A 10,221-nucleotide genomic window follows, 5' to 3' on the forward strand; every position below is an offset into this window, starting at 1 on the left:
TGTATTAAGTAAATGATCTATCTTGAAGCGGGGAAATAGCTTTAGTAGCAAGGCAAAAATTTTGCTATTTAGTTGTTCTAAATGAGAAATTTTTAACGAAGCTAATATGCTATTTCACCCTTAAAATTGATTAGAGAATTAATTCAATTGGTATAAATATGCGGATTTTGGGCTTTATATAAATGTGGTCACGATGTGGACACTTTTTAGGATGAAATGTGGATGTTTGCCCCGAAAACAAAAAAGCCAGTCAGAGCTTGTTGCTCTAACTGGCTGTTTTAAAACGCTAAAATTTGGTGGAGCTGGGGGGATTTGAATGAATGGTTTATCTTTTGTAACCTTTTGTTTTTGTTTTTATTTATTTTTCCTCCTAATATTGGGGGCAGTAACAAAGGTAATAAATAACTATAGTGAAGCCAATCGAGCTTTGTAGCTTAAGGAAATATTATGTCAATGTTTGAGCTTTATTCAGCAAAACAAAAGAGGCTAAATGGGGAAGTTCCAGACGTCTATCAGTACGATGAGTTATCCAGTAAATTAAAGAATCAGATTGTTCATATTTTAGAGGATACTATTGGATCAGGCAATGCAGTTGACTTTGCGAATAACCTTTCCGCTGAAATTTACCAACAGATACATAAGATTCTGTGTAAAGAACTAGGGGTTAGGTCATTAGGATATGGCAATTCATATAAAAATATCGTTTTCGAATACTTTCTGAGAGAAGACTTAGAAGTAGAAGAATGCTTGGATATTGTAGACCTGTTTTTTCATGTGGTTGATAACGTAGTGAGGAAGAATGAAAGAAGCCTAATGAACCATGAGGGAACAAGCCAAAGCGCTGATGATGCTATCGACGAACTAAACGAAAGATTTAAAGTTGCAGGGGTTGGTTATCAATTTGCGGGTGGAGAGATCATAAGAGTTGATTCCGAATTTATTCATAGTGAGGTCGTACAGCCAGCTTTGATAATCCTGCAAGAATTTGATGGAGCAAGATTGGAGTTTCTGTCAGCACATAATCACTATAGACATCAAAGATACAGTGAGGCTCTAGTTGATTGCAATAAATCATTTGAAAGTTTGATGAAAGCCATTTGTTCATTGCATGAATGGGACTTTAAACCTACAGATACTTCCAAAAAGCTTATTAATATTTGTTTATCTAACAACCTAATTCCTAGTTATATGCAAGCTCAGTTTAATCATTTTCAAGGGTTACTAGAAAGTGGAGTTCCAACTATCAGGAATAAAGAAGGTAGCCATGGTAAAGGCAATGAAATATCAACAGTATCAATTGAGTTGGTAAGCTACACCCTTCATTTAACAGCTGCGAATTTAGTATTCTTGGGTGAGTGTTCGAAAAAATTATCGAAGTAATCCAAAAAGCCGCTAATCAGCGGCTTTTTCGTGTCAATTTCAAATCATGCTCTTTAATGTAATTACCATAATGCCTAAAGAGCATTTCGGGTCCATCGTGCCCCATTTGGTCGGCAACCCACCATAGATTGCGTCCTTTACTAATTAGCATGGTGGCGAAAGTGTGTCTTGCTTGGTAAGGGTGGCGGTAACGAACGCCGCTTTTCTTAAGTACGGGAATCCAAATATTTTTGCGCAGTTGTGCTGCACCGGTTAACTGTTTTCTGCTGCGTGGTTCAATAAACACATACTTGCCGTGTCCTGTAACTTCTTTTTGTGACTTGAGTGCTTCAAGCGCCAAAGGGGGCAGTTCAATAACGCGATTACCTGATGATGTCTTAGTGCCTTTGGTAATGGCCTTTTTATTGGTGGAATCCCAAATCACAGCTTCACACACTTTGATTTCTTCGTTGATCAAGTCAACATCAATCCATTGCAGTGCTGCTGCCTCTGACGGCCTAATACCCGTGTAAAACAGTACAGTGAGTAAATGGCGTTCAGGCTGGTTTCTGCAAGCATTTAAAATTGCTTCGATCTCTTTTGGCTTAAATGGGTCAACGTCCTCATGCTGGCCGCGAGTAGACACCTTTTCGACTTTATCCATATACTGATGTGGCTTTACTGAGGTGCATGGGTTTAGCGGTAATACACCGTCAACTACAGCTTCGTTCATTGCTGAATTTAATACGCTTAAACGGTTACGCATGGTTTTTAACGATACAGTCGAGTCTTTTACCAGTTGCTTAACATTGGCAGGGGTGAGGTTGGCGGCTTTGATGTGGTGTAAAGGCGATAATGCTCTGATCGCCTTTTCATAGCCCTCGATGGTAGAAACGCTTAAACCGCGCTTTCTACCATATTTAACGTAGTCGTTGAGGTAATCTAAAACCGTGGCCGTGGACTTTGCAGCAAACTTTTTGGCCTTGGGTGAGTTTGGGAAGTAATCACCATAATTAAACTTCCCAAGCGTGATCATGCGCTCAATTTCCTTTTTAAGCCCAAAGGCAAAATCCCAATCACCTTTTAATTCAGGATTTAATCCTGGTAAAGCTTCTCGGCAGCGTTCGTCCTGATAAAAGAACGTAATATACAGGCATTCACCTGACTTTAGTTGGCGTGTAAATACGCCGACGTGCTTGTTTGTCCCGCTGCCCACTTGTTTACCTCTTCAATGTTAATCCAACGACCTTTTGAACCACGCGGAACGTTATAGTGTGTTCCCTTTATCCAGTGTTTACGCCTGATCCGTTCGTCTAATGTGCCTTTCTCCTCTCCGTATAACCTTAAGTACATTTCCTGCGGTATCCATGAACCGATACAACCCATTTGATTTAACATATCTGTTCTCACTATTTAACATTGTTAGTCTCTGATATGATTACAGTACGATCATTCAGCTTGTAAAATATTATGTAATTATATCAAGCATGGTCAAGTTTTTTGTAATATTATTTTGATTGTTTCTAATTTTTCTTATAAATTAGATTCATGCTATGAGGAGATATAGCTATGCAAAGTTGTAAAAAAATACAGAATTTAACAAAGACTGAATTGCTGAAAGTAGTTGGTGGAACTGGTGGAAGTGGACTAGATCCGGTGGATGAAAAGCCTAAAGCTAAGTCCTATATTGCTGCGCGCAATTCAGGTGACTCAATTAAAGGGGATTAATTTGTATAGTCCGTTTGAACAGTTATTAATATCTATAGGCGAGCATGTTGTACTCGCTTATGTTGTATTATGGCTGGTTTATCTGTGCGCTTTTAGAAGGCTCGATAGCTACAGTGTTAGCTTAAGTTGTTTAGTAGTCTTCTCTTTGCTCATGAATGTGTTGACTCCTTATTTGTATACCATTGCAACGGAGTACAGGGGAGGAGTCTCAAAAGCAATATGGCATTTCTCATTCGTTTCGATTTACATTTTATCAATGCATATGACTAGAAATTTGCATGACAAGTTTAAATTGAAGCTTACAAGGATAGCCATGGCAGCTATATGCCTATATGCAGTTCAAGCTGTTATGCATTTGATGCGCTTGGCTGAGAAACTGTTCCTTGAAACAAACTACTTGTCACACTTGTATACGTTTGTTGTTGTTAGTGTTAACATTATGTTTGTTTTTATTGCTGTTGCGTGTATTATCCGCACGATGCAAAAGCAAAATTTGTTGAAAGAAAGCGTATAGACGGTGTTATAAATGGATTTCGTTACTAATTTAGTTTTGTTTGTAGTTGCGCTGGCTTCAAGTTATTTGATATTCAAAGAGCTTGTTGCTGCAGGGCTTTTATTCAGGGCTTCTTGTAAGAGCATTGAATATTCAAATGTTGTCTGCTTGGATACTTATGTAAAGGGCAGAGCTATAGGGTTGAACGCAGAGGCCGTGAGTTCTGGTAGTTTGGCCGCTCAAATAATAATGCTAAAAAAGAGAGACGAAGTTCTTGCTCAAATTGAGAAAACGAAAGGAAGTAAAAATGGTTAAGCTGTTGAACATAGAAGAACTAACGAAAGTTTCTGGCGGTAATCCTATCAGACTGCCAATTGGGACAAGCCCATTTGATCCAAAGTAGTACAAATAAAAAGGCTCATTATTGAGCCTTTTTTAGTTTGAATAGTTTGTTTTCTAACTCTTCTTTCCGTTGTCTGTTTAGGGCAGATATCACGTCGTAAGCTTCTGCAATTCTGTTTTCACCCATTTTCTCGTAAACTCTAAAAAAAGAAACTATCTCTTCATCACTCAGATCATCAAGCCTTGCGAGTGTTTTGAATGCTTCGGTGAGAGCTTGTGCATCTATGCTATGCTTGTTGTCACTAACTGGTTCACTAATTAACAGTGAAACGTCTACGCCGAATAGTTTTGCTAAAGATTCAAGTTGAGCGTCAGATGCTACCTTTCTCCCACTGAAGTAATGGCTAACGCCTCCTTGAGTCTTAACGCCAAATATACCCATTAAGTCTTTTTGCTTTATACCTTGTTCTTTCATCAGGTATTTAACTTTACTTAACCAGTTTGGTGCTTCCATCAAAAACTTACCGAGAATGTAATTTATAAAAAGATATTACAGTTCAATTGGTTTCCAATCAAATCCCATATCTGATCAAAAAAACGTATTGCTAATATATCTCTAATATATTACATTCATTCTTGAGTTTGCTTACAGGTAAAATTACAGGAGGGATTGTGAAACTTATTGACTGGATAAAAGAGCAGAGCGATTCAAGAGCAAAGAAGCAAGAGTTGATAGCTTTTCTCGGTAAGTCTGAGGCTGCTGTAACCGCCTATATATATGGATATAGGAGAGTCCCAGATGATATTTCCAATAAAATATCCCAATTCACAGGCGGCGAAGTTTCTGCTGAGGCGTTAAAGGAACAGTATCAAATCTTCAACGACAGAGATGGGTCTTTTGCTCTGTCACCGCTAAAAGGGCGCAGAGTTGGAAAGCCGATTTTATCTGTCTGCATAAACGCGAGTCATGATGAGAAAGTGAACTTTTTAACGGCTGTTGCGAATGAGATTGCACTTGAGGGCGGGCAGCTATGAGCCAGTACATTGTCGAAGTGGATCAGCTAATTGACCCAAATGAAAACCCCGAACACTGGCAGCGTCAGGCTAGAAAAATTCGTGAAATCTTCAACGAAGCAAAAAGCCGTTTTCCAAACCCAATGCCGAAAGTGCAACCAAAGCAAGACGTAGCCATACCGCGCATTCACGGCAATAGCCCGTTACAAGGTTTGGCACATGCTCGAATTTTGGCAAACAGAGGTTGGCTATGACTCGCACCGACTTTGTAAACGATACCGCGCAGCTTCATGCGTATTCCAACAACCGCAGCCAACCAAACGAGGCAGACTTTGCCTTTGCAGAAATTGTTACCCAACAACATGAAGAAGCACGCGCCGCCAGCGGCCGAGATGACGGTATTTGGTTAGCCGCACCAGTTAACACCTGTTACGTAGAGGAAATTGAAGAATGAAATCAATTTTAGATTTAACAAACGAGCGAATAGAACATTACTGGGGGATTATCTCTGATTACCAAAAGCTAACCCCAGAAGAAAAAGAAAGAGTCAAGTCTGAAGCGCGGGAGCATATAGATCGCGTTGAGTTAATGCGCTGTGATATTGCCACGCTTAACGAGCGCGGAGTGATTGATATTAGCGAGGCGCTGCAAGAGCTTCTTGACGAGTTGTTGGGTTGTGAGAGTTTTCCAGACCAACAATGAAAAACCAAGTAACAGATTCTATTCTCCATGAAGCAATCCAAAGCGCCCAATCTGGCGCTTTTTTTCGTGACTCAATTCCAGACGTCTCTGAAACGGAGGTCGAAAATTCAATAACGTGGCAGGAGTACGTTGAATCATTTGCTCGATCTAATCGCGAAGCGCAAGCCCCGCAGGGGATTGAAAAAGCTAGGCTTGTCATAAGCTGCAAAAGTCAGACACGGCCAAAACCGCATGAAGTTGCCACTCAGAAGCAAATCAAAGAGCGCCAGAAGCAGCTCAAGCTAGACTCGTTACGAAACGGTGTCATGCGTACTCTGAGCAAAGAAAAACGCGCAGAATACTTAGGGATACACGATGGTGAGTGTTTAGATTTTGATACGGGCGAAGTTCGTCCGATTTATGAGTCATTCGTTGATGCCGGTCATTTTGAATCGCCTGTACTTGGCAGGATTGAACGCGAGCCAAACACCAAGTCGAATGCCAAGCCAAAAATCGTAAAGCCGCATTACCAAAATAACCGCGCTCACTTCCAGTCTAGAAACTGGAGTGATGATTTTCGCATTGTTTGCACTCAAATGACCTCAACCAGTGACGCTCCTGACGCAAACACAGGTGAACGAATTACGCGATCCCTTACCAGCCGAGCTCGCGGAAAAATTATTGATAGTGGTTTGTACATGCAAGCCGTAAAAGGTGGATATAGTGCATTTTTAACCGTGACGCTTGATGAAGCAGCCCGTAAAAAACTCGATGAAAAGCACTATAAAAAAGACCGTGGCGGGAAAGAGGGTGATGTGATTTCCCCCTGGTATAACGCGAACGGTGAAAAACTAGAATTTGAATGTGCCGAGAATGACGAAATCATTGCCGATGGCCGCTTCACTTATGTGAAGTTTGACTTTGCCACGATTGGTGAGCAACTGAGCCCATTCTTAGATTCGATGGGAAAAATGCACAAACGGGGTTGGATGTCCACCCGAGGCCTATTTAAAGAGTTTGTGAAAACAGACGTATTCCACAATAACGAGCGCCTTTATCCGTGGGGCATTGTTGAGTGCATTGAACAGTGCGAAGCACGCGCAATTACGAATAAAAAAATGGAAATCTGCAAGATTGAATGCGAGCAAGATCCAAAGAAAAAGCCCGTGTTCGATTACATGTGGGTTGCCGAAGCGCCACGGAAAATCCATGAATCGCGCCTTTACCCGTTCGGTGAAAATGGCGAATTAGTCGAAGTTCAGTCTATCGGGTATCAAAACTATCACGCGCACATGCTTATGCGCTGGAATGTGCCGCACCACCATTTTAGAGAGTGGGCGGAACGTGTGGAACGCCTTTGGGGTAAAGGCATGGTGCATATTGAACGCATTAAAAGCCCTGCTGCGGCCAGCTCTTATTTGCTGAAAGCGTTGGGCTATATGTCTTCAGATAGCAAAGGTGATCAGGGGGAGATTAGAGGCAATCGCTACAATATTTCAAAGTATGCCCGAGCCGAAGCATGGGAGAACTGCGCCACTCATGAAAGCCAACACATGTACACGTTGATACAAGAGTATTTGCAATACCTTGAGGCAAAGCGGAAGCGTAAACGCAAAGTACAAAACGAGTTAAAAGAAACCATCGCTTTTCGTGAGCGGATTAAGCACCAAGAAACTACCACAAAGCGTGAGCGTTTAATTGAACGCCTTACCGCCAAGATAGAGGCAATTAGCAACAGAGTTGAGTCTATGGGCAAAGAGCTAAATGGCAACTTTGCCCGTGGTGGCGTTGCTAAGTTTGCCAATGCCCGAGAGTTTAAGCGGTTTATGGATAACGCGATTGGCGTTCGTGGCTGGCGGCTACAAACCATATTTAGCGCTGATTGTGATCAGGAGCATATCAAGCAGCAGCGCAAAGAAGAAAACGCAGTGACAAAGATGCTCATCAAGACGCAGCAAGTGATTGATGAGTCGATTGATTCAGTGATGAGTTTTTATAGCAGATTTGAACGTATCAGCCCGCATGAAAGCGATGTTGATGCCCATTCTTTAGTAACGGGGGATATATGGACCTGATTTTAGATAACTTTAAACAATGCGTTCAGCTCAAGAAAAAGGCCGATTCACTAGGCGCTTGGGATATGAAAGAAAAGGTACAGCTGGCCGACAAGGCGGTTAATTTATCGTTTGGCGTAATAGGCGGTTTGATTGACAAAGTTGCCCAGCTTGAAAAACAAGTAGAGGAATTAAAATCATGAAGACCGTACCACTAAACGGCGGCACTGTGCCGCTTAGAACCAGCAAAAACCCTGTCTTAGGCGTGTTCCGTCATCACTGCGGGGAGATTGCAACCGTTCACCAACCTCAAGGCACTAAAAAGGCGCATTTGCGTTATTTGATTTGTGATAAATGCAAATGTGATCAGAGTAGCGGGGATGAGTATCAAGCAAAAATCCGTGCAAACATGCAGCCAAACATTGAAGCATTGTTGGCCGCTGAGGGTGAGCCTGTGTCGGTTAAATTAACCGAAAATACCGTGACTGAGATTGAGCCAGAAACCAATAGCGATGCGGTATTAGACCAAAACCAACTAGTTGAGAAGTTGGATGAAATGACTGAACAGGTAGCTGTTACCGAACAACCGACAGCAACCCCATCAAACGTGGTTGCCGAGGTTGTTGAGCAATTAGCGCCTGAACCTAAACCACAACCAATAAATAACACACCTCAAAAAGCAGCTAACGACCCAATTAAACCCCTAAAACTCGTGTTAAGCGCGATAGGTGGCGGTGTTGTGGGTTGCTTACTCGCACTTGCAAGATAACTAATATTTTTTTAAAGGACAGACAATGACTGAAGTAATCAATACAGAATCGACAGAAACCAACGACGATGCGGTACTAGAGCAAAACGAGCCAATCCAAACAGAGCAGATCAACGAATATTCTGCGGCTGCAATGGCCGCAGAGTTAAAAGAGTTTGATGCAGAGCAGGAACTCGACTTTGACCCAATGTCCGCCATTGGTGCAATGCCTGAAGAAATGCAACAAGCCGCGCTCACACAAGTAAAAGATGCAGTGATCAGTGATGAGGGAGCAGAAGCCACCGCCGCTGATGCAATGGATATGCTTGAGTCGTTACTTCAAGACCATGGGCATGAGCGCTTTAGCATTGCAGACGGTAAGAAAAAACAAGGTGCAAAGCGGTTAAAACCAATTATTCAGAAGTATGCGCCAGCGGCATTGGATATGTTTGGCAGCTACAAAGATGAGATCATGGCCGCCATGTTCTTTGGCTCGTTCTCTTTTAATGCGACTAAACAAATTAAAGCGCTAAAAATGGCCGATGCTCAAGCGAATGCGGAGGCTGAACCTGCGGAGGAAGCAGCACATGCAGCCAATTAATGGTAACGATAAGCTGTCAAACGAGAATACCCTTTATGTAGCGGGTTCAGATGGTGGTAAAACGTCTGCTGTTCAAAAGCTTGGACGTATCAAACCCACTGACCAAGTTGTATTTTGGGACCCGCATAAATCTTTTAAGCAGATCCAAGGGCGAGTTGTCAGACGGTACACAACGTTCGGTAGCTTTTTTAAAGCACTGCGAGCAGGTAGGGCAACTAAACAGGGGTTTAAGATTGCGTTAACAGTACCAGAAGAACGCGCTTACTTTTTGAAGTTTTTAACTGCTGTAAAAGGGTTTGGAGACGGTTTACACCCGAAACGCCTACATGTTGTTTGTGAGGAAGTCCCAGAAGTGACAGAGACAGTCGGGCGTGATAATACGGTGTTTGGCTGGTTTATGAGAATTGGCCGTAAGTATGGTTTTATCATGCACTGTATCGGTCAACGAGTAGTTGAAATGAGTAAAACAATCACCTCTCAATGCCCTTATAAATGGGTAGGTATTCAGCACTCACAGGATGATGCAAAGCGTATGTCAAAAGAAATTGATGTGTCGCTTGCCGATATTGTCGCGCTCAACAAGCTTGAGTATTACTTTAAATCACCGGGTATGGGGAACGTGGTGAAAAGCAAGTTGGTGTTTAAAAAAGCCGCTTAGCGCGGCTTTTTTAAACACTATGCCACTCTATATAGGCTCTAAGACAAACTCACTTCTTTCCATTTCTAGTGGAGATTCATCTATCACTGATTCTTCTAAAATTGATACGGTCATTACTCTGGGGTTTAGTTCAATGGGTACTGAGATAACAAGGAAACCGTTACCGCCATGTCCCACAATATCTTCTATTGAATAAATTTTCTCTGAATATTGTTTATGTAATTTATCTCCTATTTTGCTGCGGTCTAAGATTAAAGGCTTAAGTGCTACCTTGATTTTACTTCCCTTTCTCATCTTATTGAGATCTAGAGTTAAATTTAATTCTTCGACTGAATTCTTAGGTAAACCAATTTTACTACCATTTGAATAGAACTCATTGTTAACAAAAATAGACCTTATAGCACCACTTTCCTTCACAGGTTCAAATTCAAGTTTAAATTCAGGTTCAAGTTCATAGAGAGGGGGGGGGGATTCTCGTTCAAGGTTTGTTTTAGGAACATAGCCTTTTGGTTCGGTTGTTTCTTAAAATGCTTCAAATTCTTA

At 41.7% G+C, this 10,221-nt stretch carries 16 protein-coding genes; 12 read left to right on the forward strand and 4 right to left on the reverse strand.

Annotated elements, in window-relative coordinates; all coding sequences use genetic code 11:
• Nucleotides 1–447 precede the first annotated feature (447 nt).
• Complete coding sequence (locus tag CWC03_RS03045; protein WP_138580523.1) at nt 448–1,380, forward strand: abortive infection family protein; 933 nt, start codon at nt 448–450, stop codon at nt 1,378–1,380.
• Between the two features lie 16 nt (nt 1,381–1,396).
• Here the strand turns inward: CWC03_RS03045 and CWC03_RS03050 are convergent, their stop codons facing one another.
• Together CWC03_RS03050 and xisR are read right to left on the reverse strand one after the other, a co-directional pair.
• On the reverse strand, nt 1,397–2,575 hold the full coding sequence (locus CWC03_RS03050) for a site-specific integrase (RefSeq protein ID WP_138580524.1): 1,179 nt from the start codon (nt 2,573–2,575) through the stop codon (nt 1,397–1,399).
• Complete coding sequence (gene xisR, locus CWC03_RS23385) at nt 2,527–2,757, reverse strand: excisionase family protein (RefSeq protein WP_171040195.1); 231 nt, start codon at nt 2,755–2,757, stop codon at nt 2,527–2,529. The genes CWC03_RS03050 and xisR overlap by 49 nt, the downstream gene beginning before the upstream one ends.
• Nucleotides 2,758–2,928: 171 nt before the next feature.
• Between xisR and CWC03_RS23390 the strand changes: the two genes are divergently transcribed.
• Nucleotides 2,929–3,087, forward strand: a complete 159-nt coding sequence (locus CWC03_RS23390) for a hypothetical protein (RefSeq protein WP_171040196.1) — start codon at nt 2,929–2,931, stop codon at nt 3,085–3,087.
• 526 nt (nt 3,088–3,613) lie between these two features.
• A complete protein-coding gene (locus CWC03_RS03055) occupies nt 3,614–3,895 on the forward strand; it encodes a hypothetical protein (RefSeq protein WP_138580525.1) in 282 nt (93 codons plus the stop codon).
• A 106-nt stretch (nt 3,896–4,001) separates the two neighbouring features.
• On the opposite strand, the gene CWC03_RS03060 is transcribed toward CWC03_RS03055, so the two are convergent.
• On the reverse strand, nt 4,002–4,436 hold the full coding sequence (locus tag CWC03_RS03060) for a helix-turn-helix domain-containing protein (RefSeq protein WP_138580526.1): 435 nt from the start codon (nt 4,434–4,436) through the stop codon (nt 4,002–4,004).
• A gap of 158 nt (nt 4,437–4,594) precedes the next feature.
• On the opposite strand from CWC03_RS03060, the gene CWC03_RS03065 reads away from it, so the two are divergent.
• Genes CWC03_RS03065 through CWC03_RS03105 form a run of 9 tightly spaced genes read left to right on the forward strand, consistent with a single transcriptional unit; the run spans nt 4,595 to nt 9,678 of the window.
• A complete protein-coding gene (locus tag CWC03_RS03065; RefSeq protein ID WP_138580527.1) occupies nt 4,595–4,957 on the forward strand; it encodes a helix-turn-helix domain-containing protein in 363 nt (120 codons plus the stop codon).
• On the forward strand, nt 4,954–5,190 hold the full coding sequence (locus tag CWC03_RS03070; protein ID WP_138580528.1) for a hypothetical protein: 237 nt from the start codon (nt 4,954–4,956) through the stop codon (nt 5,188–5,190). Before CWC03_RS03065 ends, CWC03_RS03070 begins: the two co-directional genes overlap by 4 nt.
• The gene (locus tag CWC03_RS03075; RefSeq protein ID WP_138580529.1) at nt 5,187–5,390 is read left to right on the forward strand and encodes a hypothetical protein; all 204 of its coding nucleotides are present in this window, start codon (nt 5,187–5,189) and stop codon (nt 5,388–5,390) included. Before CWC03_RS03070 ends, CWC03_RS03075 begins: the two co-directional genes overlap by 4 nt.
• Complete coding sequence (locus CWC03_RS03080) at nt 5,387–5,638, forward strand: hypothetical protein (protein WP_138580530.1); 252 nt, start codon at nt 5,387–5,389, stop codon at nt 5,636–5,638. The genes CWC03_RS03075 and CWC03_RS03080 overlap by 4 nt, the downstream gene beginning before the upstream one ends.
• The gene (locus CWC03_RS03085) at nt 5,635–7,692 is read left to right on the forward strand and encodes a hypothetical protein (protein ID WP_138580531.1); all 2,058 of its coding nucleotides are present in this window, start codon (nt 5,635–5,637) and stop codon (nt 7,690–7,692) included. The genes CWC03_RS03080 and CWC03_RS03085 overlap by 4 nt, the downstream gene beginning before the upstream one ends.
• Complete coding sequence (locus tag CWC03_RS03090; RefSeq protein WP_010606451.1) at nt 7,683–7,874, forward strand: hypothetical protein; 192 nt, start codon at nt 7,683–7,685, stop codon at nt 7,872–7,874. The genes CWC03_RS03085 and CWC03_RS03090 overlap by 10 nt, the downstream gene beginning before the upstream one ends.
• Entirely contained in the window at nt 7,871–8,440 is a 570-nt protein-coding gene (locus CWC03_RS03095) for a hypothetical protein (protein ID WP_010606452.1), read from the forward strand. Before CWC03_RS03090 ends, CWC03_RS03095 begins: the two co-directional genes overlap by 4 nt.
• 25 nt (nt 8,441–8,465) lie before the next feature.
• Nucleotides 8,466–9,020 carry a hypothetical protein gene (locus CWC03_RS03100; protein WP_138580532.1) on the forward strand — a complete coding sequence of 185 codons (555 nt, stop codon included), beginning with the start codon at nt 8,466–8,468 and terminating at the stop codon, nt 9,018–9,020.
• A complete protein-coding gene (locus tag CWC03_RS03105; RefSeq protein WP_138580533.1) occupies nt 9,007–9,678 on the forward strand; it encodes a hypothetical protein in 672 nt (223 codons plus the stop codon). The genes CWC03_RS03100 and CWC03_RS03105 overlap by 14 nt, the downstream gene beginning before the upstream one ends.
• A gap of 27 nt (nt 9,679–9,705) precedes the next feature.
• On the opposite strand, the gene CWC03_RS03110 is transcribed toward CWC03_RS03105, so the two are convergent.
• Complete coding sequence (locus CWC03_RS03110) at nt 9,706–10,095, reverse strand: hypothetical protein (RefSeq protein WP_138580534.1); 390 nt, start codon at nt 10,093–10,095, stop codon at nt 9,706–9,708.
• Nucleotides 10,096–10,221 lie beyond the last annotated feature (126 nt).

The organism is Pseudoalteromonas sp. S2755, assembly GCF_005886535.1.
GTDB lineage: Bacteria > Pseudomonadota > Gammaproteobacteria > Enterobacterales > Alteromonadaceae > Pseudoalteromonas.

Coding starts and splice junctions, on each gene's coding strand:
- CWC03_RS03045 (WP_138580523.1), top strand. CDS start 448: ATGTCAATGTTTGAGCTTTATTCAGCAAAACAAAAGAGGCTAAATGGG.
- xisR (WP_171040195.1), bottom strand. CDS start 2,757: ATGTTAAATCAAATGGGTTGTATCGGTTCATGGATACCGCAGGAAATG.
- CWC03_RS23390 (WP_171040196.1), top strand. CDS start 2,929: ATGCAAAGTTGTAAAAAAATACAGAATTTAACAAAGACTGAATTGCTG.
- CWC03_RS03055 (WP_138580525.1), top strand. CDS start 3,614: ATGGATTTCGTTACTAATTTAGTTTTGTTTGTAGTTGCGCTGGCTTCA.
- CWC03_RS03060 (WP_138580526.1), bottom strand. CDS start 4,436: ATGGAAGCACCAAACTGGTTAAGTAAAGTTAAATACCTGATGAAAGAA.
- CWC03_RS03070 (WP_138580528.1), top strand. CDS start 4,954: ATGAGCCAGTACATTGTCGAAGTGGATCAGCTAATTGACCCAAATGAA.
- CWC03_RS03075 (WP_138580529.1), top strand. CDS start 5,187: ATGACTCGCACCGACTTTGTAAACGATACCGCGCAGCTTCATGCGTAT.
- CWC03_RS03080 (WP_138580530.1), top strand. CDS start 5,387: ATGAAATCAATTTTAGATTTAACAAACGAGCGAATAGAACATTACTGG.
- CWC03_RS03085 (WP_138580531.1), top strand. CDS start 5,635: ATGAAAAACCAAGTAACAGATTCTATTCTCCATGAAGCAATCCAAAGC.
- CWC03_RS03090 (WP_010606451.1), top strand. CDS start 7,683: ATGGACCTGATTTTAGATAACTTTAAACAATGCGTTCAGCTCAAGAAA.
- CWC03_RS03095 (WP_010606452.1), top strand. CDS start 7,871: ATGAAGACCGTACCACTAAACGGCGGCACTGTGCCGCTTAGAACCAGC.
- CWC03_RS03100 (WP_138580532.1), top strand. CDS start 8,466: ATGACTGAAGTAATCAATACAGAATCGACAGAAACCAACGACGATGCG.
- CWC03_RS03105 (WP_138580533.1), top strand. CDS start 9,007: ATGCAGCCAATTAATGGTAACGATAAGCTGTCAAACGAGAATACCCTT.